The 22,844-nt window shown below is 65.2% G+C and carries 26 protein-coding genes; 6 read left to right on the top strand and 20 right to left on the bottom strand.

Annotated features, from left to right (window positions below):
• Nucleotides 1-40 precede the first annotated feature (40 nt).
• The gene (locus VGL40_12725; protein HEY3316126.1) at nt 41-337 is read right to left on the bottom strand and encodes a hypothetical protein; all 297 of its coding nucleotides are present in this window, start codon (nt 335-337) and stop codon (nt 41-43) included.
• A gap of 147 nt (nt 338-484) precedes the next feature.
• Between VGL40_12725 and VGL40_12720 the strand changes: the two genes are divergently transcribed.
• Together VGL40_12720 and VGL40_12715 are read left to right on the top strand one after the other, a co-directional pair.
• Nucleotides 485-913 (top strand): hemerythrin domain-containing protein, encoded by a 429-nt coding sequence (locus tag VGL40_12720; GenBank protein ID HEY3316125.1) that lies wholly within the window; start codon nt 485-487, stop codon nt 911-913.
• 341 nt (nt 914-1,254) lie between these two features.
• Nucleotides 1,255-1,722, top strand: coding sequence for a hypothetical protein (locus tag VGL40_12715; GenBank protein ID HEY3316124.1), 468 nt, complete (start codon nt 1,255-1,257; stop codon nt 1,720-1,722).
• Between the two features lie 125 nt (nt 1,723-1,847).
• Here VGL40_12715 and VGL40_12710 read toward each other — a convergent pair whose 3' ends face one another.
• The 7 genes from VGL40_12710 to VGL40_12680 form a co-directional block, all read right to left on the bottom strand.
• Nucleotides 1,848-2,960, bottom strand: a complete 1,113-nt coding sequence (locus tag VGL40_12710) for a DEAD/DEAH box helicase (GenBank protein ID HEY3316123.1) — start codon at nt 2,958-2,960, stop codon at nt 1,848-1,850.
• Between the two features lie 191 nt (nt 2,961-3,151).
• Nucleotides 3,152-4,120, bottom strand: coding sequence for a polyprenyl synthetase family protein (locus VGL40_12705; protein HEY3316122.1), 969 nt, complete (start codon nt 4,118-4,120; stop codon nt 3,152-3,154).
• Nucleotides 4,121-4,266: 146 nt separating this feature from the next.
• Nucleotides 4,267-5,109, bottom strand: a complete 843-nt coding sequence (locus VGL40_12700) for an FAD/NAD(P)-binding protein (protein HEY3316121.1) — start codon at nt 5,107-5,109, stop codon at nt 4,267-4,269.
• Nucleotides 5,102-6,130, bottom strand: coding sequence for a 4Fe-4S dicluster domain-containing protein (locus tag VGL40_12695; GenBank protein ID HEY3316120.1), 1,029 nt, complete (start codon nt 6,128-6,130; stop codon nt 5,102-5,104). The genes VGL40_12700 and VGL40_12695 overlap by 8 nt, the downstream gene beginning before the upstream one ends.
• 13 nt (nt 6,131-6,143) lie before the next feature.
• Nucleotides 6,144-7,115 carry a 4Fe-4S dicluster domain-containing protein gene (locus tag VGL40_12690; protein HEY3316119.1) on the bottom strand — a complete coding sequence of 324 codons (972 nt, stop codon included), beginning with the start codon at nt 7,113-7,115 and terminating at the stop codon, nt 6,144-6,146.
• Nucleotides 7,112-7,573, bottom strand: a complete 462-nt coding sequence (locus VGL40_12685; protein HEY3316118.1) for a hydrogenase iron-sulfur subunit — start codon at nt 7,571-7,573, stop codon at nt 7,112-7,114. Before VGL40_12685 ends, VGL40_12690 begins: the two co-directional genes overlap by 4 nt.
• On the bottom strand, nt 7,564-9,543 hold the full coding sequence (locus VGL40_12680; protein HEY3316117.1) for a CoB--CoM heterodisulfide reductase iron-sulfur subunit A family protein: 1,980 nt from the start codon (nt 9,541-9,543) through the stop codon (nt 7,564-7,566). The genes VGL40_12685 and VGL40_12680 overlap by 10 nt, the downstream gene beginning before the upstream one ends.
• 215 nt (nt 9,544-9,758) lie before the next feature.
• Between VGL40_12680 and VGL40_12675 the strand changes: the two genes are divergently transcribed.
• Nucleotides 9,759-10,814 carry a transposase gene (locus VGL40_12675; protein HEY3316116.1) on the top strand — a complete coding sequence of 352 codons (1,056 nt, stop codon included), beginning with the start codon at nt 9,759-9,761 and terminating at the stop codon, nt 10,812-10,814.
• Between the two features lie 165 nt (nt 10,815-10,979).
• Here the strand turns inward: VGL40_12675 and VGL40_12670 are convergent, their stop codons facing one another.
• The 9 genes from VGL40_12670 to VGL40_12630 form a co-directional block, all read right to left on the bottom strand.
• Nucleotides 10,980-11,849: a CoB--CoM heterodisulfide reductase iron-sulfur subunit B family protein gene (locus VGL40_12670; protein HEY3316115.1), complete on the bottom strand. Its 870-nt coding sequence runs from the start codon at nt 11,847-11,849 to the stop codon at nt 10,980-10,982.
• On the bottom strand, nt 11,846-12,508 hold the full coding sequence (locus VGL40_12665) for a 4Fe-4S dicluster domain-containing protein (protein HEY3316114.1): 663 nt from the start codon (nt 12,506-12,508) through the stop codon (nt 11,846-11,848). The genes VGL40_12670 and VGL40_12665 overlap by 4 nt, the downstream gene beginning before the upstream one ends.
• Before the next feature lie 404 nt (nt 12,509-12,912).
• The gene (whiA, locus tag VGL40_12660; GenBank protein ID HEY3316113.1) at nt 12,913-13,842 is read right to left on the bottom strand and encodes a DNA-binding protein WhiA; all 930 of its coding nucleotides are present in this window, start codon (nt 13,840-13,842) and stop codon (nt 12,913-12,915) included.
• Nucleotide 13,843: 1 nt separating this feature from the next.
• Nucleotides 13,844-15,148 (bottom strand): YvcK family protein, encoded by a 1,305-nt coding sequence (locus VGL40_12655; protein ID HEY3316112.1) that lies wholly within the window; start codon nt 15,146-15,148, stop codon nt 13,844-13,846.
• Complete coding sequence (gene rapZ, locus VGL40_12650; GenBank protein HEY3316111.1) at nt 15,145-16,032, bottom strand: RNase adapter RapZ; 888 nt, start codon at nt 16,030-16,032, stop codon at nt 15,145-15,147. The genes VGL40_12655 and rapZ overlap by 4 nt, the downstream gene beginning before the upstream one ends.
• Nucleotides 16,033-16,096: 64 nt before the next feature.
• Entirely contained in the window at nt 16,097-17,323 is a 1,227-nt protein-coding gene (locus VGL40_12645; protein HEY3316110.1) for a PHP domain-containing protein, read from the bottom strand.
• A 107-nt stretch (nt 17,324-17,430) separates the two neighbouring features.
• Complete coding sequence (gene nagB / locus VGL40_12640) at nt 17,431-18,186, bottom strand: glucosamine-6-phosphate deaminase (GenBank protein HEY3316109.1); 756 nt, start codon at nt 18,184-18,186, stop codon at nt 17,431-17,433.
• Between the two features lie 19 nt (nt 18,187-18,205).
• Entirely contained in the window at nt 18,206-19,159 is a 954-nt protein-coding gene (locus tag VGL40_12635) for an endonuclease/exonuclease/phosphatase family protein (GenBank protein HEY3316108.1), read from the bottom strand.
• A 118-nt stretch (nt 19,160-19,277) separates the two neighbouring features.
• On the bottom strand, nt 19,278-19,445 hold the full coding sequence (locus VGL40_12630) for an NAD(P)-dependent oxidoreductase (GenBank protein HEY3316107.1): 168 nt from the start codon (nt 19,443-19,445) through the stop codon (nt 19,278-19,280).
• Between the two features lie 71 nt (nt 19,446-19,516).
• On the opposite strand from VGL40_12630, the gene VGL40_12625 reads away from it, so the two are divergent.
• Both VGL40_12625 and VGL40_12620 read left to right on the top strand, forming a co-directional pair.
• Nucleotides 19,517-19,771, top strand: a complete 255-nt coding sequence (locus VGL40_12625) for a hypothetical protein (GenBank protein ID HEY3316106.1) — start codon at nt 19,517-19,519, stop codon at nt 19,769-19,771.
• 4 nt (nt 19,772-19,775) lie between these two features.
• Nucleotides 19,776-20,924: a peptidoglycan-binding protein gene (locus VGL40_12620; protein HEY3316105.1), complete on the top strand. Its 1,149-nt coding sequence runs from the start codon at nt 19,776-19,778 to the stop codon at nt 20,922-20,924.
• A gap of 22 nt (nt 20,925-20,946) precedes the next feature.
• Here VGL40_12620 and VGL40_12615 read toward each other — a convergent pair whose 3' ends face one another.
• A complete protein-coding gene (locus VGL40_12615; protein ID HEY3316104.1) occupies nt 20,947-21,747 on the bottom strand; it encodes a glucose-6-phosphate isomerase family protein in 801 nt (266 codons plus the stop codon).
• Nucleotides 21,748-21,812: 65 nt separating this feature from the next.
• On the bottom strand, nt 21,813-22,388 hold the full coding sequence (locus VGL40_12610; GenBank protein ID HEY3316103.1) for a pyruvate kinase alpha/beta domain-containing protein: 576 nt from the start codon (nt 22,386-22,388) through the stop codon (nt 21,813-21,815).
• 68 nt (nt 22,389-22,456) lie between these two features.
• Here VGL40_12610 and VGL40_12605 point away from each other — a divergent pair, with 68 nt between their 5' ends.
• Nucleotides 22,457-22,597 carry a hypothetical protein gene (locus VGL40_12605; GenBank protein HEY3316102.1) on the top strand — a complete coding sequence of 47 codons (141 nt, stop codon included), beginning with the start codon at nt 22,457-22,459 and terminating at the stop codon, nt 22,595-22,597.
• A gap of 24 nt (nt 22,598-22,621) precedes the next feature.
• On the opposite strand, the gene VGL40_12600 is transcribed toward VGL40_12605, so the two are convergent.
• A partial coding sequence (locus VGL40_12600; GenBank protein HEY3316101.1) for an alpha/beta hydrolase occupies nt 22,622-22,844 on the bottom strand: 223 nt, incomplete at its 5' end.

Here is a 22,844-nt window from a genome sequence, read left to right as displayed (position 1 = left end):
ACCGGCCGGCGATCACCGGAACGTCACTGTCCTTGGTGGGTCACTGCTCCTTGGTCCGGCCGCGAGGCTCGCTCCGCGCGAAGTCCTCGGCCTGCTCGCGGGTGAGGGTCTGCTTGCGCCGGCTCTCCTCCTCGAGCCCGCCGGCTGCCCAGGCTTTCGCCTCAGTCTCGGTCCGGCCGGCGACGCCCTTGCCCCGGCTCCGCGGGCCCTTGTCGGGGCCCAGCTCCGAAGCCATCTCCATGTTCAAACGGTCGAGGTCCAGGCTGAACTCGAACTTTGGGCGGGCCTGCTTCCTGGCATTGACTTTGTCCTCATCCGGCGTCCTGACCAAGGTCATCACCCCTTCTCGTGTCTACCGGAGCGGGCCGCCCCAGGCCGCCTCTTGACTCATCCGTCGCTCGCGTGCGGCCAAACCCCGGCGGGCTTATCTTCCCCCCGTCACGGAATGATATCGGGGAGAAGTCATCGATGAGGGGGCGTAGTCATGCCGGAGATAATCGGCAAGTTCCGTGAGGACCATGAGCGGGCGTTGGACCATCTGGGAGACCTGACCCATTACGTGGCCTGGCTGCGCGAGGGGCGCCCGATGGGGCAGCTCATCGACGGCTTCAAGTCCTTCTCCGACTTCCTCGACGAGGCCCTGAACGAGCACTTCCGCCAAGAGGAGGAGGCTCTCTTCCCGTCCCTACGGCCGATCTTCGGGCATAAAGGCGGCCCGGTGGAGCAGATGCTCCGCGAGCACGAGGTGATCGAGGAAGCCCACGCCCAGATGGTCCGGGAACTGGCCAGGGAGGCCCCCCGACCGCTACGCCCTGGCGGAGGCGGCCCAGAAGATCCTCGACGTCCTTCCGGCCCACATCGAGAAGGAGGGCAACGTCCTCTTCCCCTTCGCCGAGCGCCGCCTGACTCCTGAGCCGTTCACCAAGGTCGATGACCTGGCCGCGAGGGTCGGGGCAAGCCATCCTGACTTCTAAGGCCGGGGCTCACAGTTCGGGGAACCGTGGAGCCGGAAGCGGGCCCCGCGGTGGAAGGAATTACCCTCGCCGCGGTAAAAACCGGCTCCGGGCAAGCAGTAGTCGCCGGGGGGACCTGAACATGAAGCTCTTCATCAAGTCGACCATCCTGGGACCGCCTCTGTGTCGGTGAACGTGGTCACCGTCTTCGCCGGCTAAACTAAACCCGACTAAGCAGGGTTTCGCCCCTCCGCACCGTAATTTAGCAACAAGCTTGTAGGCAAGTGGAGGGATCGTAACGGTGAAGTGCGAGCACTGTGGCCGGGAAGCCGCCGACGGGGTGGTCCTGGAGTTGAGGGCGGCCAACAGCCGTCAGGAGATGCACGGTAATCGGATGATGCAGATCCGGCAAGACTTCGCCCCTTTCACGATGTTCTTCTGCCGGGCCTGCGTCGAGGCTGGGAAGAAGCGGACGGCCACGGGAAAGCTCGTCCTGAGCGGGATCATCCTCGGCCTCGCCGCCGCTCTGATGGTCATCTCGGCCCTCGCGGCGAAACCTCAACCTAGCGCCTACGTCATCCTGGCGGTGATCTTCGGAGGGCTTTGGGCCGGGACCATGTTCATCCTCAACCGCAACCTGCAGGAGGTCGACCGCCTCTTCCCGCTGGAGGTCGGCAACCGGGTCCGTTCCCTTGAGCGGAACTCATACAGCAACGGCCGATACTGGCAGGATGTCATCCCGGGGAAGGCCCGCAGCCAGTCGCGGTGATTGCGGGCAGGTCTCGCCGCCTCGGTGACGGTCGCCGTCCGGTTTGCCCCCAAGAAACGACTTGAGCCCGGAGGGTCTTTGTAGACCCCCGGGCTCTCTTGTTCGGACCCTATTCGCGCGGGGCCTTACCCCCGCGGTGCGGCGGCCAGGCGCAGTTCCTGCCCCATGGCCATCTCGATGTGCCGAAGGGCGTCGCCGTCTTCCCGAGTCACTAGGCTGATGGCCTGGCCGGAAGCACCGGCCCGGGCCGTCCGGCCGATGCGGTGGATGTAGTCTTCAGGGATGGCCGGCAGGTCATAGTTGATGACGTGGGTGACCCCCTGGACGTCCAGGCCGCGGGCGGCGATGTCGGTGGCCACGAGGACCCGGTAGGCGCCCTTGCGGAACCCGTCAAGGGCCGCCTCGCGCTGGTGCTGCGAACGGTCCCCGTGGATGCAGGCCGTCCGGATGCCCTCGTGGGAGAGCTGCTTGGCCAGGCGATCGGCGCGATGCTTGGTCCGGGTGAAGATGAGGACGCTGTTCATTCCCTTGGCCTTGACCAGGCCCAGGAGGAGATGGGTCTTCTCCTGCGGCTCAGCCGCGTAAACGGCCTGGGAGATGGTCTTCGGGGGGGTCGTCGGACGGCCGATGGCCACCCGCACGGGGCCCTTCATGAACCGGTTGGTCAGGGAGAGGATCTCCGGCGGCATGGTCGCCGAGAAGAGCATGGTCTGCCGCTCCTGCGGGAGGGCGCTGAGGATCCGCTTGATGTCGGGCAGAAAGCCCATGTCCAGCATACGGTCGGCCTCGTCGAGAATGAGCACCTGCAGCCCCTGGAACTTGACGTTCCCTCTCCCCATGTGGTCGAGGAGGCGGCCGGGGGTGGCGACGACGATGTCGACGCCGCTCCGCAGGGCCTTGGTCTGGGGCTCCATCCCGACGCCGCCGTAGACGGCGGCGCTGCGGAGCCCGGTACCCTGGCCGAGTTTCTGAGCCTCGGTGTGGGTTTGCAGGGCGATTTCCCGGGTCGGGCACAGGATCAGGCTGCGGACCTGCCCGCGGGCTGAGGCCATCAGCCTCTGCAGGATGGGCAGGAGGAAGGCGGCCGTCTTGCCGCTTCCGGTCTCCGCCGTGGCCACCAGGTCCCGGCCCTCGAGGGCCGGCGGGATGCTGGCCGTCTGGACGGGCGTGGGCTTGGAGTAGCCGAGTCGGTTGATGTTGTCGAGAAGGATCGGGTCGAGCTTCACGGTTTGGATCATAAGCACCTCTTGGTTTTCTTCTGTCTGGCCGTCAACAAGAAGGTGCCAGCCGATGGCTGACACCTTTTAGAGTCGCAGCGACAGGTACTGTGGATATCATATCACACTTGTTAGGCTTTGGCAAATCGGACCTTGGTCCGACCGGCCTTTGCCAGCAAAACGCCAGGTAAAATGGACAATCCGGGAAGCCCTCAGACCGCCCGGTTGGCCATGAAATCGGCCAGGCTCAAAAGGGTCCCCTTGGTCGGCCGGTCCGGCAAGCCTTCGAGGCGGACCTTGGCCCGGTCGACGTAGCCGGCCGCCGTCTTGAGGGTGTACTCGACGCCGCCGCTCTTGCGGACGACCTCGAGAGCCTCCTCCAACTGGCCGTTATTGAACGAACGGCTCTTGATCAGGGCCTCCAGCCGGGCCCGGTCGGGCGAATGGGCGAGGGCGTAGATGACCGGGAGGGTCAGGACGCCGCTCTTGAGGTCGCCGCCGACGGGCTTGCCGGTGTCGCGGGCGTCGCCGTTGACGTCGAGGACGTCGTCCATCATCTGGAAGGCCACGCCGATCTCCAGTCCATACTGGCGTAGCTCCAGGGTGATGCCCTCGGGCGCCCCGCTGAGGCGGGCCCCCACGTGGCAGCAGGCCCCGAAGAACGAGGCCGTCTTCAGGCCGATTCGCTCGACGTACTCGGCCTCGGTCAGCCCGAGGCGCCAGCCGGCGTTGGTCTGCTTGATCTCGCCTCGGACGACCTCGGAAATGGTGTGGGCGAGGAGTTTAATTGTCTCGTTGTCGGAGTTTTGGGCGATGAGGGCGACGGCGGCCGCGAAGAGATGGTCGCCGACCAGCACGGACACTTTGTTCGACCAACGGGAATTGACCGTTGACAGGCCGCGTCGGGTCGGCGAGTCGTCAATGACGTCATCGTGGACCAGGGTGGCCATGTGCATCAACTCAACCCCGGCGGCGACGGGGATGAGTCTTTCCGGGGCGTAGTCGTGGAACTTGGCGGCCAGGAGGACCAGGGCGGGACGGAGCCGCTTGCCCCCGGCCCGCAAGGGGTGGAGGGAGGCGTCCTTGACCGTCGGCTCGGGGTCGCTCAGGCACTGGGCCATGAACTGCTCGAGGCGTTCCAGGTCCGGTTGTATTTCCCCTAGCAACTCGGTGGTTTTCATCCTGACCCCCAACTCCCGACGACCTCGGACGCGCGTCTACTGGTCTTGGGTCCAAGTGTCTGGCGATGTCAACATGCCGGTCCCGGCCCGGCGCGCCGGGCCGGGACCATTTGTCTCTTACGCCGCTCCACGTGGAGCCCGGCGAATCAGAACTCCGGCGGGAGCTGGCTCAGCTGAGCCAGGGTGAAGACGGGACCGTCGATGCAGACATATTTATCCCCGACGTTGCACCGTCCGCACTTGCCCACCCCGCACTGCATCTTCATCTCCAGGGTGGTGACGATCTGGTCGGGGGTGAAGCCCAGCTTGGACAGGGACTGGAGGGTGAACTTGATCATGATCGGGGGCCCGCAGGTGATGGCCACGGCGCCCTTGGGCGACGGGTTGAGCTTCTCCAGGAAGGTCGGGATCAAGTCGACCGACCCGGTCCAGGTTTCGTCGCCCTTGTCGACGGTCAGGGAGACCTTGGTGTTCTCGTCGTGCTTGGCCCAGTCCTCGGCGAGCTCGTCCTTGAAGCACAGGTCGCCCGGGGAACGGGCCCCGTAGATAATATCAATTTTACCATACTCGGCTCGATTGTCCAGCACATTGTTGATTAACGAGCGTAGCGGGGCCAGGCCGATGCCGCCCCCGATGAAGATCAGGTCCTTGCCCTTCAGCATGTCCAGTGGGAAATGGTTGCCGTAAGGCCCGCGAACGCCGATTTTCTGGCCGACCTCGGCCTCGTGGAGGGCGTCGCTGACCTTGCCGACCCGCTTGACGGCGAACTCGATGAAGCCCTTCCGGGTGGGCGACGAGGTCAGGCAGAACAGGGCCTCGCCGACCCCGAAGAGAGAGACCATGGCGCACTGCCCGGAGTGGTAGGAGAAGCTCTCCATGACCGCCGGATCGTCGAAGGTGACCTCGAACAGCTTGACGTCCGAGACGGCCGTCTGCGGCTTGATCTTGTTGATCGTGGCCACATGCGGGACGAGCACGTTCTTAGGCATGGGCCTTCACCCCCTTGACGTCGTTGATGACGCCGGCGATGTGCAGACCCACCGGGCACTTGGCCACGCACCGGCCGCACCCCGTGCACAGGTAGCTACCATAACGGTGGGAATAGTAGTTGAGCTTGTGCATGAAGCGCTGGCGGACCCGCTCCTTCTTGCTCGGGCGCGGGTTGTGACCGCCGGCCATCTTCGTGTAGTTGGCGAACATGCACGAGTCCCAGCACCGAAAACGCAGCCCCTGGCCGCCCCGAGCCTCGTCGGTGAGGAGGAAGCAGTGGCAGGTCGGGCAGACATAGGTGCAGGTCCCGCAGTTCAGGCAGCGGCGGGAAACGTCGTCCCAGTATTGGTCATTGAAGAAGTTGTCAAGGAGCTTGTCGATCCCCTCGACCTTGACTTCGCTGCCGAAGGGAACTTCCTTCTCGACGTAGGACTTCTTGACGGCCTCGCCGGAGGCTTCGTCGGCCGGCTTGAAGAGTCCCTCGCCGGGTCCGCCGACCAGCGTCCGGCCCTTCTCGGTGAGGGCCTCGGCCAGGTAATTATCGCCGTCCTTGTAGAGCATCAGGTCGGCCCCGCCCGAGTACCCCGGGTTGTAGCCGTAGCTGGTGCAGAAGCAGGTGTCGGCCGGGGACTCACAACCCAGGCCGACGAGGACGGTGTTGTCCCGCCTGGCCTGATAGTGGGCGTCCGAGAACTCCCCGGTGGTCAGGACCTTGTCCATCAGGGCCACGCTGGCCAGGTCGCACGGTCGGATGCCGAAGGCGACCTGCTTCCGGTCAGGCTGGATCTCCTCGATGGTCAGGGTCCCGTCGGTGACGAAGCGCAAGAGGTCTTCACTCTGGGGAAACAGGAAGTCCTTGAGGGAGGTGGCCGTGTTGCCGTAGTCGAGGCTGACCTCGGCGCCGGACTTGGCCGGTTTCAGCCGGGTGACGCCGTCTTCCTCGACCGGGGCGATGAGCAGATAATCTCGGCTTAGTCTGTCCAGCAGCGTCCTGAGGCTATCCTGAGCGATGGTGTACATCGGCGTCACCTCCTCACATGAACTCTTCCGGGTCTTCGCTCGCTCGGAACTGGCCGAGCGACTCGACCTCGGAAGGGGCGTAGGGCTTCGGGTTGCCGAACAGCTCGATGATGTCCTTCTGCAGCTTCCGTTGCAGTCTCATCAGGGGGATCTCCATCGGGCAGACCCGCTCGCACTCGCCGCAGTCGACGCACCGTCCGGCGACGTGGAAGGCCCGGGTGAAGTGGAACATCTGCTGGTCGGAGAGCTTGACCGTGTTGCCCAGCCAGCGCGGCTCGGCGATGTCGAAGACGCACTCGCGGCAGTTGCAGGCCGGACACACGTTCCGGCAGGCATAGCAGCGGATGCACCGCGAGAACTGGCGGGCCCAGTAGGCCGACTTCTCCTCGGCCGACATCTTCTCGAGCTCCTTGACGTCCGAGTAGTCCCGTGGCTTGGCGGCCACGTTCTCGACCTCGGCGCCGAGGAGGGTGTCGCAGGCGACCGGGTTGTGGTTCTCACACCACTGGCACTTTTGCCAGAGGTACTCGGCCTTGGGCAGTTCGGCCGTCTTCTTATCGCCCTCGGCGAGGAAGGCCGTGCCCTTGTCGGTGACCTTTTGGATCTTGCCGAGGCCTAGGGTCGCCACCTTCTCGTTGTTCAGGATGCCGGCGCATGGGAGGCCGATGACGTGGACCTTGGCCCGGTCGACCCGGTGGTCGGCGAGGAGGCGGCCAAGGGCCAGGGAGTCGCAACCTTTGACGACGATGCCCATCTTGCCGTCCTGGAAGATGTAGTCGAGGAGGTACTTGGGCAGGCCGAAGATGCAGAACTGGTCGAGGATGAGTCCATCGACCTGGTCGGGCCGGGTGACGATGGTCGGCGCCGGATGATAGGAGTCGCGGCCGCGGGCGTAGCCGATGAAACCCTTGACGGTCCCGTCGGCGAGCAGCTTCTTGACTTCCTCACGGAGGGCCGCTTGCTGATCTGAAAGGACAGCGCTCATAGCGTCTCCCCGAGCCTCCTCTGGGGGCCGAGGGCCCTGACTTTTTCGGTCATCTCCCTGACCGTCTCGGCGAACTTCTGGCCTTCGGAGCCCGAAATCCAGCGGACCTGCAACCGGTCAGGCTCCAGGCCGAGGTACTCGATGAGCCGCTTGGCCAGGAGGTAGCGGCGGCGGGCGAAGTAGTTGCCGGTGGAGTAGTGGCAGTCCCCGGGATGGCAGCCGGCCACCAGCACGCCGTCGGCCCCGCGCTGGAAGGCGCGGATGACGAACTGCGGGTTGATCCGGCCGGAGCACGGGACGCGGATGACCCGGATGTTCGGCGGGTACTGGATCCGGCTCGTCCCGGCCAGGTCGGCGCCGGCGTAAGTGCACCAGTTGCAGGCGAAGCCGATGATCTTTGGTTCCCAGCCCTCCGGGGCCGGCGTGGCGTTCGGGGCCGCTTTTTCGTCTACAGACATAGCGCGTCCACCTCCGCCAGGATGTGTTCGTTGGTGAACCCGAGGACGTTCATGGCCCCCGTCCGGCAGGCCACCGTGCAGGCCCCGCAGCCCTGGCACAGGCTGGCGTTGACCGAGGCGACCTGACGCTCGATGGTCTTGCCGCCGGCGATCCGCTCCTTGATCATCTTGGCATCGATGGCCTTGTACGGGCAGATCGGCTTGCACCACAGGCAACCCGAGCAGATGGCCTCGTTGCAGCTGGCCACCAGCGGCTCGGTCTCCAACCTGTCCTTGGCCAGGAGGCCGATGACCTTCGAGGCGGCCGCGCCGGCCTGGGCGACCGTCTCGGGGATGTCCTTCGGACCCTGACAGGCGCCGGCCAGGTAGATGCCGGCCGTGTTGGTCTCGACCGGACGCAGCTTGGCGTGGGCCTCGGTGTAGAATTGGTTTTGATCATAGGAGATGCCCAGGGTCTGGGCCAGCTTGGTAGCGCCGGGCTGATGGACCATGGCCGAGGCCAGGACCACCAGGTCCACCGCGACCTCAACTTTCTTACCGAGGAGGGTGTCCTCACCGACGCAGACCAGCTTGCCGTCCTTGGGGTAGATCTTGGAGACCCGCCCGCGAATGTAAGTGGCGTGGTGTTCCTCGGTGGCCCGCTTGTAGAACTCCTCGTAACCCTTGCCCGGGGTGCGGACGTCCATGTAGAAGACGTAGGGATGGCCGTGGAGTTTCTCCTCGACCAGGACGGCGTGCTTGGCCGCGTACATGCAGCAGGTCTTGGAGCAATAGGGGATGCCCTTGGCCTCGTCGCGCGAGCCGACGCAGGAGATGATCGCCACGGTCTCGGGGATCTTCCCGTCGGACGGCCGCTTGACCTTGCCCTCGGTCGGCCCGGAGGCGTTGATCAACCGCTCGAACTCGAGGCCGGTGATGACGTCCTTGTAGCGTCCGTAGCCGTATTCGCCGTAGGGGCTGGGATCCCACTGGTCGTAGCCGGTGGCGACGATGATTGCCCCGACCTTCTCCTGGACCAACTCATCCTGCTGATCAAAGAGGATCGAGCCGGTCGGGCAGAACATCTGGCAAGCCTTGCACTTGCCGGTCTTGAAGTAGATACAGGTCTTCTCATCGATGACCGGCTTCATCGGGATGGCCTGGGGGAAGGGCACGTAGATCGACTTCCGCTTGCCGAGGCCCAGGTCGAACTCGCTGGATACCTTGGACGGGCACTTCGACCAGCAAACGCCGCAGCCCGTGCACTTGGTCACGTCGACGTGGCGGGCCTTCTTACGAATGGTCACGGTGAAGTTGCCGATGTAACCCTCGACCTTCTCCACCTCGGACCAAGTCATCATGGTGATGTTGGGGTGCTGGCCGGTGTCGACCATCTTCGGCGCCAGGATGCAGGCCGAGCAGTCGAGGGTCGGGAAGGTCTTGTCGAGCTGGGCCATGTGGCCGCCGATGGAGGGTTCCCGTTCCACCAGCACGACCTCGTGGCCGGCGTCGGCGATGTCCAGGGCGGCCTGGATCCCGGCGATGCCGCCGCCGATGACCATGGCCTTCTTGGTCACGTCGATCGAGGCCCGCTGCAGAGGCACGTTCTTGACGACCTTGGCCGTCGCCCTCCGGACCAGGTCGATGGCCTTCTTCGTGCCGGCGACCTTGTCCGGGTGGACCCACGAACAGTGCTCGCGGATGTTGGCGATCTCGAGGAGGTACGGGTTCAACCCGCCTCCGGCCACCGTCCGGCGAAAGGTGTTCTCGTGCATCCGCGGGGAACAGGCGGCGACGACCACCCGGTCGAGCTTCTGCTCCTTGATGGCCTTCTGGATCGACGCCTGGCCCGGCTCGGAGCAGGTGTATTTGTTGTCCTCAACATAGACCACGTTGGGCATCTTCGCCGCCGCGGCTTTGAGCTGCTCGATATCGACCGTGCCGGCGATGTTGGAGCCGCACCAGCAAATGAAGACCCCTATTCTTCGCATATCACATCGCTCCCGCTAGTGGATTACGGAATCGCAGCGAGAAAGCTCTACTCTCATGCGGGTGGGACGAATCACTGCCTCCTTGCACCGAACATCTGTTCGTGTTATGATATTGCTATGAAGCAGAAGTCTCCGTTTCCTTGATTCGCCAGGAACCCATAGTTCAAAGACCGTTCGAAAGTGCATCGCCATGCAGAAGAGGCGGGGGTGAGACGGTGCAAACGATCACGTTGCGTCTCGGGTTGCACCGGCCAACCATCGCCAAGCAGCGGCTGTACTCCGAGTTGACCGCCCGCACCACTGCCCTGGCGAATAACCTGGTTACCGCCGGGCGACCGAAAGGGCTGTCATCCATGACTGCGGCGTCATACCTTTCTTCCCCGATCCCGGCGGCGGTACTCAACCAGGCACTGCGTGATGTGCAAGCGGCCAAGAAAGTGAAGCGGTTCCGGGTACTGCCCCCATCATTCAACAACCAGAACTTGAGCCTGAAGCGAGTTGGCGACTTCTGGACAGCTTCCTTCCCGACCCACGAAGGACGGGTACGGGTCCCTCTCACTGTCACCGACCGGCAGAGTACACACCTCGAAAAACTGGGTTCCACTGTCAAGCAAGGGGCGGCAAAACTCTACGCGAAGCGCGGTCGCTGGTATCTGGCCCTGTCCATCACCGTCCAGGTGACGCCGTGCGTCGGGACGAAAGTGGCGGGCATCGACCTCGGACTGCGTAACCTTGCGGTGGCGGTATGCGGAAACGAGACCCTCTTCTTCTCCGGGGACCACGCCGCCTATGTTCGCCGCCGCTTCTCAGCCCTGCGGACCAGGATGGGTAAGGCCAAAGCCCTGTCGGCCATCCGGCGCATGAAGGGCAAGGAAGCACACTGGATGCGCGACCTGGACCACAAGATCAGCCGAGAGATTGTGAACTGGTGTCTCGCCCGTGGCGTCAGTACCATTCGCATGGAGGACTTGTCCGGCATCCGCTTCCGCCACCAGCGTGACCGCAAGGACCGTGGCCGCAGCCTGCACAGTTGGGCCTTCCGTCAACTCCAGCGGTTCATCGCCTACAAGGCCATCCTGGCGGGAATGAAGGTTGAATGGGTCATACCGGCCAACACCAGTAGGGCCTGCCCGGAGTGCGGAGTCGTCGACGAGTCAAACCGCAACGGCATTGTCTTCCTGTGCAGGCACTGCAGTCACAAGGAGCATGCGGACGTGGTGGGCGGAAAGAACATCAGCAAGGCAATTAGCGGTCTGGCGAAGGCTTCATAGTCTTCAGGGCCGCCGCCCGGCAGGGTACAACCTAGCCGGGATGGGCCACTGACTTGGCCCTTATGGTTGCACCGATGAAGCCCGGACGGAAACGGCTCGGGCGGAAGTAGCAGCCGACCAATCTGGGGTTCCCAGAATCCCATCGGCTTCAGTCGTGGGAGGATGTCAAGCGATTTCCTTGGCATGGAGGAGTTCGCGAGGGTCGATCGAGTGCCGGCGGAATCCGAGCTTCCATTCGTCGATGCCCATGGCCAGACTCATGAGCTGGGTGAAGTAGAAGACCGGCAGGTGGTAGGTGGTCTTGTAGGCCTTCTCCACGGCCGGCTGGCGACCGTCCAGGTTGGCCTGGCACATCGGGCAGGCGCAGACCAGGGCGTCGGCGCCGCACGACTTGGCCATCGCCAAGATGTCGTTGACCAGCTTGAGGACCACGTCGGTCCGGCTGACCGACAGGCTGGCCCCGCAGCACTCGGTCTTGAACGGCCAATCGACCGCCTCCGCGCCGAGGGCGGTCATCAGGCGCTCCATGCTCTGGGGATTCTCCGCGTCATCCCAGCCGGTGACGTCCGGTGGCCGGACCAGGAGGCAGCCATAGTAGGCGGCGACCTTCAGGCCCTTGAGGGGTTTTTGCACCTTGGTCTCGACGACCTTCGGGCCGACGTCCACGGCCAGCACCTCGAGAAGGGACTTGGCCTTGGCCGTGGCGGCGAAGTCGGCCCCGATGATCTCCGACACCTTGCGCCGTAGGACCTCGTTACCCTTGGTCTCGTGCAGGGTCGTGGCCATCCGGCTGTAGCAGGCGGCGCAGGGAGCGACCACATCGAGGCCCATGTTCTCCGCCTTGACCAGGTCGCGGGCCGGCAGGGCCAGCGACAGCAAGTGGTTGGTGGCGTGAGCCGAGGTCGCCCCGCAGCAATTCCAATCGGGAATCTCGGCCAGCTCGACGCCGAGGGCGGCGCAGACCGCCCGGGTCGTCGCGTCGTACTCGGTGGCCGTCGAGTGGAGGCTACATCCTGGGTAGTAGGCGTACTTCACGAATGTCCCTCCGTTCCCCCGGCGGGCAAGCCGGCGCCGTGGCCGGTCTCGGGGCCGGACCCCTGGGCGCGTTCCTTGGCCAGGTCGGCCTGCTCGATCTCGCGGGTCTTGGAGAAGATCTCGCGGATGGCCGCCGCATCCTTGATCCGCTCGGGGATGAACTTCAACTTGCCCTGCTGCAGCCAGGTGAAGCCGAGGTCGAGGTCCTTCAATGGCTGAGCGGGCAGGGTTCCGAGCTTGTAACCAAGGATCATGCCGAGTTCGTAGGAACGGCCGCCGAAGGCCACGGTGTTGAGGAAGTTGCGATGGAAGACCGCGATGCCCTTCTCCTTGATGGGGTAGCCTTCGCGCCGGGCCATCGCCCGAAGGACATCCATCACCGAGGCGATCTTGACCTCCCGCGGGCAGCGGGTGGTGCAGGTGGCACAGGAGGCGCAGAGCCAGATGGTTGAGCTCTTCAGGGCCAGGTCCTTCAGACCCAGCTGGACGAGGCGCATGATCTGCCGCGGCTGGAAGTCCATTTCGTACGATAGGGGACAGCCGGCCGAGCATTTGCCGCACTGGTAGCAGCTGTAGACGTCCGTCCCGGCTTCGGCGCCGACGCGGGCGGCAAAGCTCTTCCCGGCCTCGCCGACGGCGGTTAAGTTTAAGACCTCCATCTCCATCCCTTTCTTCCTGGTGGATGATCAAAGATACCCTGTGACCACAATCACTACCGCGAACATACCTAACCCCATTTGTTCTAACTATAGAACAAACTGTCTAATTTCGTCAAAGGCTTTATTGTCGGCCTTGGGGCGAATTGCGGCGAGGCCCATTCCAGGGCTCGAACCACCTCCCGAAAACAGGCGATTTCACGAGTGTGGCCACGGATGTCGGCCTTGGGTGTGGCCGCGGATGTTGGCGTTCATTCTTGGTCCACCGGGGGTCGGCCGTCGTTTGGTGCGGCGGGGCTAAACTTTCGATGATTTCCACGGTACGCCGCCGTTTTCCTTCACCGATGAAACCAAAAAGGCCCACGCTTTACGGGGGCCTGCACGGTTGGAGGCAAAGTCGGACTTTTCTAATTCTCGGATAGGTCGGCCGCCAGGCGGACCAACCTTCGCAGACGGTGATTGACGCCGGATTTGCTGATGTGCGGGCGGGCCAGATCGCCCAGTTCTTGCAAGGTCGCCTCGGGGTGGTCCAGGCGAAGCCTGGCCGCCTCTTGGAGGCCGGGGCTGAGGGCCCCCAGACCGATGGTCCGGATGATCTTCTCGATCGCCTCTGTCTGGTTGACGGCCGCGTCGGCGACCTTCGCCAGGTTGGCGGTCTCCATATTGACCAGCCGGTTGACCCGGTTGCGCATGCCCTTGGTGATCCGGATGTTCTCGTAGTTGAGCAGGGCTTGGTGGGCCCCGATGACGCTGATGAACTGGCCGATCTGCTCGCCGTCCTTGAGGTAGACGAGGAAGGACTCCTTCCTGGCCGCCACCCGGGCCCGGATGCCGAATGAGCCCAGCACCTCGACCGCCTGCTCGGCCAGTTCCCGACGGCTGAGGATGAGCTCGAGGTGGTAAGGCCGCTCCGGATCACTGACGAACCCCGAACCCATGAACAGGCCGCGCAGGTAGGATCGCCGGCAGCAGGCCCGCCCGAGGAGCCCCGCTGGACTTGTCGGGGTGACCGCCCCGCGGCGGTCCAGGAGGCCCAACCGGTGTAGGACGACCTGGGCCGATTCCCCGGGGAAGACGACGCGGACGACGTACCGATTGGCCCGCCGCAGGCGCTGCAGGCGTTCGACGCTGACTTCACTGATCGTATGGAACAGGCCCTTGACCAGTGAGAAGGCCTTTCGAGCAACGGCCGCGTTCTCGGTGACCAGTTTCAGGTGAAGGTGGCGGGACCGGCCGAGGGGTTCGGAGCTGGATATCTCCAGACTGCCGGCCGACCGGGCCAGGCCGGCCAACTCGGCCGGGAGACAGCAGTCGTGCTCGGCGGGGAGACGGGCCAGCTCATCCTTGATGATCTCCGCGAACGACAGGTCGGCTCACCTCCGCCAGCCGAAGGACCGCCCGGGCCAGCTTGTCGGGATCGTGTCGGACCAGCCCGGAGGCCGCGATGACCTGGGCCCGCATGGCCTTGACGCGCAGTTCCTCCAGGCGGCGGACGGCCACCGTGACCGGGTGGGCTCCTTGTTCGGCGTAAGCCTGAAGACGGGCCAGAGGCAGCGCATCGCCGGCCACCAGGACATAGTCGACCGTTCCCTGGCCCAACTGGCCCAGGACGGCGCGCACGTGATCGGCCGCGTCGAGCCCGTCGGTCTCACCGGGCTGGCTCATCACGTTGAGGATGTAGACGACCTTGGCCGGGCTGTGGCGGATCGCCTCGGCCAGACCGGACACCGCAAGGTTGGGGCAGACGCTGGTATAGAGGCTTCCCGGGCCAAGGACGATGAGGTCGGCCGACATGACCGCCTCGATTGCCTCCGGCACGGCGGAGGCCTCCCGGGGGTCCAGGAAGACTCGCTTGATCCGCTTGAAGCTCTTGGAGATGCGGGTCTCTCCCCGCTCGGCCGAACCGTCTTCGAACTCGGCCCGGAGGACCACGTCGTCGAGGGTCGAGGGGAGGACCCGGCCGCGGATAGCCAGGACCTTGCTCGAGGCCCGAACGGCCTCTTCGAAGTCACCGGTCAGCTCGGACATGGCCGCGATGAACAGATTGCCGAAGCTGTGTCCTTCGAGCTGCCCGCCCTTGAAGCGGTACTGGAAGAGCGACTGCATCATCGGTTCGGCGTCGGCCAGGGCGACCAGGCAGTTGCGGATGTCGCCCGGGGGGAGGACGCCCATCTCGTCTCGCAGTCGGCCGGAGCTTCCGCCGTCGTCGGTGACGGTGACGATGGCCGTGATGTTGCTGGTGTACTCCTTCAGCCCGCGAAGAAGGACGGACAGGCCGGTTCCGCCGCCGATGGCCACGACCCGCGGACCCCTGGCCAACTGGCGACGGTGATAGATGGTGTCGGCGATGCCGCGGACGCCGGCCGGAAGGAGGCCCAGGACGATGCTCCTGACGATCCTCTGCACCGAGACGAAGGCCAGGACGGCTCCAACGGCGATGAGGATGGCGCCGCGGAAGCCCCTGGTGATGAAGCGTCCGGTGGTGGCCAGGCTGAATTGGCGCATCGCCTCCTCGAGCTGACCGAGGACGTGGGCGTCGATGGCGATGGCCAAGCCGGCGGCGATCAAGAAGACCCCGAGGCTGAAGAGGACGAGCCAGCGCTTGACCCCCAGTCCGGGGTAAAGCCAGCGGATGAACCTCATCTCTCCTCAGCCCCGACGGGTTCGCGGGAGATGTCTCGGTGCTCGACCAGGACGGTAGACCCCTTTCCACGGAGCCATTCGGCCAGGTGCTCGGAGATGACCACCGAGCGGTGGCGCCCGCCGGTGCAGCCGATACCGATCGTCAGCTGGGACTTGCCCTCCTGCTCGTAATGGGGCAGGAGGAACTCAATCAGGCTTTGCAGGCGGCGGAGGAACTTCTGGGCCGCCGGCCATTTGAGGACGTAGTCGCGGACCTTCTCGTTGTTGCCGTCCAGCGGCCGCAGGGCTTCGACGTAGTGCGGATTGGGGAGGAAGCGGACATCGAAGATCAGGTCGGCGTCGAGGGGTAGGCCGTGTTTGAAACCGAAGGAGACGAGAGTGATGATCATCCGCTGCAGGTCCTCGTCCCTCGAAAAGATCCCGACGATCTGCTCGCGCAGCTTCTGTGGGGTCAAGTCGGTGGTGTCGATGATCCAGGTGGCGCGGCCGCGGAGCTCCTGGAGCCGGGCCCGCTCCTCGCGGATGCCCTCGAGGACGCTCCCCTGCTGGGCCAAGGGATGGCGGCGACGGGTCTCCTTGTACCGCCGCACCAGCGTCTCGTCGTCGGCCTCGAGGAAGAGGACCTTGTACGGGAAGCCACTATCCTCAAGGTATTCAAGGGACTCAGAAAGGCTGTCAAAGAACTCGCCGCCCCGGACGTCGATGACCAGGGCGACTCGTTGCAGCTTGTTCTCAGGTTGTGAGCAGAGCTCGGCGAACTTAGGGATCAGCCCGGGGGGCAGATTGTCCACGCAGAAGTAGCCCAGGTCCTCTAAGGACTGCAGGACGCGGGTCTTGCCCGCGCCGGACAGCCCGGAGATGATCAGGAAATGAAGGTTGTTCAACGTCCTTGCCTCCCGGGGCGCCATCTCAAAGGCTCAACTTCGGCGTGGCCCCGAGCTTTTCCTGTCAGCGGCGAGGCTCTTGGGTGTCCTCCGCCCGGCCGGACCGCGGGGTCTTGTCCTTGGTTACCCGCTTGCCGCCCACGCGCAGGCTGTAGTCGAGCTCGCCCTCGCTGCGTTCAGGCGGCGGCGCGTCGACCTTGCCCCGACCCGCCAACCTTAGGTTGTAGGCCATCTCACCCCCGGCCCGCTCGGCCGGCGGCGCTCCAACCGTCGGCGTCGCCTCGGAGGCCCGCCCGCCGCTCTTCTCGGGCTGGTTCACCAACTGCGGCGCGAGTTCCTCGGCCATGGCCACCATGGGCTTTTCGCGGGGCTCTTCCCGGGGCTCCCCGCGGCGCGATCTCCTTCTTCGACTGTCCATCACTGCCTCCTCTTCTCCAAGCCGCAGAGGCTGAGGCGGCCTGGCGTTGATCAAGTCGTCGGCTTTCAGCCCGGCCCTGGCGGCCAGGCGCACGCCCCGTTCCAGGTTCCCGACGTTGGCCGGGAGGTGGGCGTCGCTGTCAATGGAGAACTTGACTCCCTCTTTCAATCCGATCTTGATGAAGTCCGTGGTCATGTAGGGGTGGCCGGCGCTGATCTCGAGGGCCGTCCCGCGCCGGGCCGCCGCTCTGGACAGGTCATAGGTGTCGATGTCCATCTTCAGGCCGGGGTGGCTGATGATGTCCAGGTCGTAGCGGTTGATCGCCTCGATGAGGGCCTTGGTGTTGACGGTCCGGGCCCGGCGCCGCATCCGCCGGCTGAACTTGGCCAGCACCAGGTTATTGAAGACGAGGTCAAACCCGGCCGCGAAGGAGCCCGGCTTGATCTGCCAGTGCAGCCCGGCCACGCGCAGGTCGAGCTGGCGGAGGGCTTGCCTGGGGACATCGAGGCGGCCGTCGAGGGTGATGACGTTGGCCTCCACCCCGGCCAGGACCCTGATGTCGGCGAAAAGCCGGTTGTAGTGGTCCGCCCGGGCTTTGATCACTTCCAGGGTCTTGACCTCGCGAACGCCGATGCCGAGGGCCGCCGGACCATGGTCGGTGATGGCCACCTCGCTGAGCCCCTTCTCGCGGGCCGCCAGCAAGTTATCCTCGATGGTCCCCTTGCCGTGGCTGTAAACGGTGTGGGTGTGGTAATCGGCGAAGATCTCAAAGCTTCGCGTTCTCAGGGTCGGGTCGAGCGGTCGCGCCCCGTTCCAGACATAGGGTCGGTCAGTCGTGTCGATGGGAGGGTCGCTCCCTTCTGGGATCATCATCAGATGGTATTATGCCCGACAAGGAAAAGCCCGTGCGCCGCTCCGGTCGGACCGACGCACGGGCTCTCTTCTTCAAGCTCAGTCATTACCGCCGGTGGGTTCTTCGGCTAGTCCAGGTCGATGGCCGCTTCACGGTCGACCAGGACGGTGACGTTGGCGTGCCTCTGCAGGACTGACGCGGGAAAGTCCTTGCTGATCGGCCCGTCGAGGGCGCGGGTGACGGCGGCCGCCTTGACCTCCCCGGAGGCCAGCAGGAGGAGGCGTTTGGCCTCCATGATGGTGGCGATGCCGACGGTCAATCCGGACATCGGGAAGACCCGGGCCGACCCCTGACCGTTGCTGGTCCCTTCCGGCGGCCTGCCGGCCTGAAGCCCGATCATCGTCTCGCGGGACAGGGTGACCGGCCGCGTCCTGGAGTCAAAAGAGCTTCCCGGTTCATTGAAGCCGATGTGTCCATTGAGCCCGATCCCGAGGACGGCCAGGTCCAACCCTCCGGCCTTGGCGATCTCCGCCTCATAGCGACGCCCCTCCGCCTCCGGGTCAAGAGCCAGTCCATCGGGCAGGTGGACCCGGGCGGGGTCGATGTCGACCAGCCCGAAGAAATGCTCCTTCATGTAGACCCGGAAACTGAGCGGGTGCTGGGTCCCGAGGCCGATGTACTCATCCAGGTTGAAGGTGGTCACGCGAGAGAAGCTGACCTCCCCGTGGCGATTCATCATGACCAGTCGTCGGTAGACTCCCAGGGGGGTGTTCCCGGTCGGGAGGGCCAGAACCAAACCCGGCTTCTCGGCGATGGCCTCGGCGATGAACTTGGCGGCGACGAGGGTCAGGGCCTCATAATCGGGGGCGACGACGACTCTCATGACACTCCCCTTTTGACCGTCACGTTCCGGCTGGGACGACTTCGACGACTACGGGCAGATGGTCGGAGGCCGTCGCCGGCACGGTCGACCAGGTCAGCGGCTTGAGATCGCCGGACAACCAGACGAAGTCGATGCGCTCACCCGCCCGGCCGGCCGCCACCCCGAAAGTCCCCTCCCCGTCCCTCTTCTCGGCCGCCCCGTAACTGTCCTTCAGCAACCCCGACAGCTGGGCCTGCTCCGGAGCGCCGGCGGTGTCATTGAAGTCGCCGACCAGGATGACCGGCCCAGACAGCTTCTGGAGATCGTCGACGATGGCCGCGACCTGCCCCCCCTGGCGGTCCGTGGCGGACAGACCGAGGTGGGTGTCGGCGAAGGTGATCAGATGGTTCCGGTCCAGGTTGATGGTGATCACCAAGGCGCCGCGTGGCTCGAGCTCTCCCGGCAAGGAAAGGTTCTGGCGGGTGATGATCGGGTAGCGGCTGAGCACGGCGTTGCCAAATCCGACCGGCCCGATACCAAGGTTGCGCCCAAAGGCGTAATCGTAACCAAGCCGGGCGGCGATTTGTCGGACCTGGTCTTGCCAGCCGCTGCGGGGCATCCGGCGGTCGACCTCCTGAAGCCCGACCACGTCGGCGTCCGAGGCCCGGAGGATTTCGGCGATGCGCTCGACCGAGACCCGCCCATCATCACCCTGGGCGTGGCGGATGTTGAAGGTCATCACCTTCAGCGGGCGGGCCGGCGTCAAGGCGGGCCCGGCGTCGGCAGCCTCGGCCACCAAGGCCCCGGCGACCGGGCGGGCATCGAGGTAGGACCAGTGGGAGACGACCAGGGCGACGACAAGAATGGCCGTCCCCAGAGACCCGAAGATGGCGCGGGTGAGCCTGACCGGCCGGTGGCGTCCGGCGGGCGGCACAGCCGACCGCGCGGCGGGCGGCGCGGGCAGACGCAAGTTGGTTCCAAGAGGAAGATCCATGATGAACGCGCCCCCCCGGCGTTCAGATTAGAAAAAGACCGACCAATGAGGACCTCGCCAAGCGACTTGATCACGAGATGCAGACTGCGGCCGACTTGTCGAATGATCCCCGAACAGGCTATTTTAACAGGTGTTTGACCGGCAGTAAAGGATTGACACGGGCGTTCAACGGCTCGGCTTCGAAGACGTCGAGGGCGGCCCCGCGGCCGACGTTGATGACGAAGGCCCCCGGTTTCATCAGCCGGAATTCGTTCCGGCCGAAGTGATGGTAAGTCTCGGGGGTCAGGTGCCGCTTCAGTCATCGCCGGCTCACATAGGGCCATCATCCAATGGGGACAATGGTCTTCGGTGGTGATCGTGGTTAAATCGCCGGGAGACCCGGTCCAACAGCACCGACGTCACTTGGTCTACCTCGTGGCCGCGGGAGTCGGGATAGTACTCCTCGGCCTCTATTCGACCGTGACCAGCATCCGGTCCGGCAGTCTCCTCCGAACTTGGATCTCCATCACGGCCGTCTGGATCGGGACCATGGCCCTGCAGGAGAACTACCGGCAGTGGCGGCAGGCCCGGCGGAACGGGAAACGACAACAGACATGGCGGAGGAGCGAATGAAGCGGTGACGGCACTCGGGTCGCGGATGTCGGTGGTCAAGCTAATGACGGGGGGCTTGGTGGCGCTGGTGGTCGTCGGGGCGTGGGTCGGCTTGACCGGCCCGGGGCGGGCGGCCGCCGCACGGTTGAATCTCCAGATCGTGCCCCCCGGACCGGCCACCCCCGGTCGACCGCAGGGTCCCGCCAAGAAGGTACCACAGCCCATTCAAGAAGAGCCGTGGGCCCCCGAGCCCGAGGCGTCCGGCGGCCCCGAGGCCGCCGGCGGCACGGGCTCGGAGACGGGAGCGACCGTCAACCGCGGGGACTTCCCCCGCCGCCTGGCGGTCTCCAACCCGTGGACGACCGGCGTGGACGTCCTGCTCCTCCAGACCTTGTTGACGGACTGGGGGTTCTACGACGGCCCGGCCGACGGCATCTTCGGCCCGGCCACGTCCCGCGCCGTCGCCCTCTTTCAGGTGACCCACGGGTCATTGGCCAACGGGTCGTTGGACGAGGGAACCCTCGATGACCTCTTGAGCACGGCGGCGCCGCCGGCCAAAGGCAAGACCAACCGGGCCGCCTGGACTCCCAAGCCGAAGCCGGTCGGTCAGGACCTCCGCCTGGTCATCGACACCGATGCCCGGACCCTGACGGTCCTCGTCGAGGGAGAGCCCTATCAGCAGTACCCCGTGGCCGTGGGGCGCCCGTCCCTTCCCACGCCCCACGGTGATTTCTTCATCAAGGTCAAGGACATCTGGGGCGGCGGCTTCGGGGCCCGCTGGATGCAGCTGAGCGTCCCCTGGGGGGTCTACGGGGTTCACGGCACCAACAACCCGGGTTCGATCGGGAGCTATGCATCGCACGGCTGTGTCCGGATGTTCAACCGCCAGGTGATCGAGCTTTTCAGCTGGGTCGAGGTGGGGACGCCGGTGAAGATCGTCGGCAAACCGGTCCGACACTGGGGGGAGACGCCGCGGTTGATCGGCGACGGTATCTGCGGCACCGACGTGGTCCGGGTCCAAGAAGCCCTCACCGACTTGGGGCTGTACAAGGGAACGATTTCCGGCCGCTTCAACGCCGAGTGCATCAAGGCGGTCAAGGAATTGCAGAAGGCCAACGGTCTCCGGGTTACCGGCGAGGTCGACGCCAAGACGTGGCATCTCTTGGGCTATTGAGGCCGGGCTGAGGGCCCGCCGTTCACTCGCGGCCGACCAGGGAACTCCAATCCCAGGCCTCCGGGTGGGTCAGAAACCGTAGGGCTTCCGGGTGATCGGCGCCCAGCCGGTAGACGGGCTCGCCCCGCCGGCAAGGAGGCCCCCCCATGGCGGCGAAAGCCGAGGCGGTCAGGCAGGTCAACGGGACCAACCGACCGTAAGCCGGGTTGACCTCGATCCGCGGCCCGGGTCCGGTCGCGGCGAACTCGTAGTAACAGCCCCCGTGCCACTCCGCGAAGGGCTCATAGACCGAGGCGAAGGTGGCTTCGATCCAGTTGGCCATGACCAGGGGGACCGAGCCGGCGTTGATGGTCACGTGGCCGAAGTTGGGCGGGACGATGACGATGTCCCCGGCCTCGGCCTCGACGAGGAAAGCGCGGGACGGTCCGCCGCCCCTCCCATCCTGCAGGAGATAGTTGGCCCGCCCGTGGATGACCGCGTACAGCTCCGGATAGGCCAGGTCGCCGCCGGCAGGGACGGGGTGATAGTGCCCCGCCGTCTTGACCAACTCTCCGGCGACATCCCCGGCCACCAGGACGGTCAGGTCGAAACGAAGCCCGGCCCGGTTCAGCGCCGGCCGGTCCGCCGGCCGACCGAGGTCCCGGTACATGAAATACAGTTCGTTCTGTCCTCGCCCCCCGGGGACGGCCAGGAACGGCCGCATGGCTTCGAGGGTCCGGATGGCCGGCCGCCGGTCGCCCAGTTCGGGCGGAAAGGTCAGCCGTTCATGGACCAGTTGAACGGGGAGGCCGGCCACGGCGGCCAGGTCGATCAGGTCGGTCAAGGGTGCCCTCCGTTCGTCATTTCTTGCGAAATTAAGCCGGGTCCGGCCCAAGGACGGCGTCGTTTTCAGCTTCGATGATGCTTCCAGTCCCGGGGTTTGCAGACAATCTCGAGGCAGGCGGTGTCGAAGAAGTCCTTGGCGTGGGCCGGACGTAGGACGAGGGCGGTATCGGCTCCGCGGCCCGTGCCGCCGACGGCGATGATCTCCTCCCCGTAGGGAATGAGACCGGCGTCAAGGGCCATCACGGCGACTTCATAGCAGACCTTGAAGCCGTGCCCGATGGTTCTGAGGGTCTGGGCGATGATGCCCCCGGGGTAAAGGCCGCCGAACTTGCTGGTGATGGCCCGCTCCACGTTGGCGAAGAGGTGGGTCGTGGTCAGCAGGCGGACCCCCCGCGCCTCGAGCCGTTCCCGGGCCTCCTTCGCCATCTCGTCCTGACCCGGCCCGGTAAAGCCGACGTGGTGGGTGACCCCGACGATGTTGATCCCGGCCTCGATGGCCTTCATCTCGAGGAGCGGCTCGAACGTCTCGCCGGTGTTCGAAGCGACCACGAGGTGCTTGATGCCGAGCTCCTTGGCTCGGGCCAGGGCCAGCTCCAGAGTCTGTCGGGTGTTCTGCGGGCCGACCTTCTCCCAGTACATGACCGTACCTCCCAATGATTGCCGGACTATGTTCGGTGGATAGACTATCCCATCGAGGAGGGATGAGCGTGGAAATCCTCGGCACCGCCTTCCACTATCTTGGCTTGGTCGTGACCTTCATTCTCAGCCTCTTGATGAGGATCTGGTGGGCGGCCATCGCCCTGGCCGTCGCGACCGTCGTCTATCAGGCCGTCACCGGGCGCTGGTAAGCCGGCGGCCTTAAGTCTTTCCCCTCATTCGAAGAAGCCGGCGAGGACCTTGGCCAGTTCCTCCGGGCGTTCCAAGGGCATCACGTGGCCACAGTCATCGATCACCTGCAGGCGTCCGTCCTGCAGGTGTTTGAATATCGCCACCCCGTGTTCGACCGGGAGGAGGCGGTCTCGGGCGCCCCAGAGGACCAGGGCCGGGCAGGACACCTGGCCCACGCGGTCGAGGAAGCGTTCAAAGGCCCAGGCC

Source organism: Bacillota bacterium (genome assembly GCA_036504675.1).
Classification (GTDB): Bacteria; Bacillota; Sulfobacillia; order JAJYWN01; family JAJZPE01; genus DASXUT01.
Note: the sequence above shows the minus strand (reverse complement) of the source record. Positions and strands in the feature narration are given on the sequence as shown.

What these genes read in the sequence shown, in the direction of transcription:
- VGL40_12725 (HEY3316126.1), bottom strand. Translation starts at nt 337, where the DNA reads ATGACCTTGGTCAGGACGCCGGATGAGGACAAAGTCAATGCCAGGAAG.
- VGL40_12655 (HEY3316112.1), bottom strand. Translation starts at nt 15,148, where the DNA reads ATGAGGTTCATCCGCTGGCTTTACCCCGGACTGGGGGTCAAGCGCTGG.
- VGL40_12720 (HEY3316125.1), top strand. Translation starts at nt 485, where the DNA reads ATGCCGGAGATAATCGGCAAGTTCCGTGAGGACCATGAGCGGGCGTTG.
- VGL40_12695 (HEY3316120.1), bottom strand. Translation starts at nt 6,130, where the DNA reads ATGTACACCATCGCTCAGGATAGCCTCAGGACGCTGCTGGACAGACTA.
- VGL40_12645 (HEY3316110.1), bottom strand. Translation starts at nt 17,323, where the DNA reads ATGATGATCCCAGAAGGGAGCGACCCTCCCATCGACACGACTGACCGA.
- VGL40_12685 (HEY3316118.1), bottom strand. Translation starts at nt 7,573, where the DNA reads ATGTCTGTAGACGAAAAAGCGGCCCCGAACGCCACGCCGGCCCCGGAG.
- VGL40_12705 (HEY3316122.1), bottom strand. Translation starts at nt 4,120, where the DNA reads ATGAAAACCACCGAGTTGCTAGGGGAAATACAACCGGACCTGGAACGC.
- VGL40_12665 (HEY3316114.1), bottom strand. Translation starts at nt 12,508, where the DNA reads ATGGAGGTCTTAAACTTAACCGCCGTCGGCGAGGCCGGGAAGAGCTTT.
- VGL40_12680 (HEY3316117.1), bottom strand. Translation starts at nt 9,543, where the DNA reads ATGCGAAGAATAGGGGTCTTCATTTGCTGGTGCGGCTCCAACATCGCC.
- VGL40_12700 (HEY3316121.1), bottom strand. Translation starts at nt 5,109, where the DNA reads ATGCCTAAGAACGTGCTCGTCCCGCATGTGGCCACGATCAACAAGATC.
- VGL40_12635 (HEY3316108.1), bottom strand. Translation starts at nt 19,159, where the DNA reads ATGGATCTTCCTCTTGGAACCAACTTGCGTCTGCCCGCGCCGCCCGCC.
- nagB (HEY3316109.1), bottom strand. Translation starts at nt 18,186, where the DNA reads ATGAGAGTCGTCGTCGCCCCCGATTATGAGGCCCTGACCCTCGTCGCC.
- VGL40_12710 (HEY3316123.1), bottom strand. Translation starts at nt 2,960, where the DNA reads ATGATCCAAACCGTGAAGCTCGACCCGATCCTTCTCGACAACATCAAC.
- VGL40_12690 (HEY3316119.1), bottom strand. Translation starts at nt 7,115, where the DNA reads ATGAGCGCTGTCCTTTCAGATCAGCAAGCGGCCCTCCGTGAGGAAGTC.
- VGL40_12610 (HEY3316103.1), bottom strand. Translation starts at nt 22,388, where the DNA reads ATGTACTGGGAGAAGGTCGGCCCGCAGAACACCCGACAGACTCTGGAG.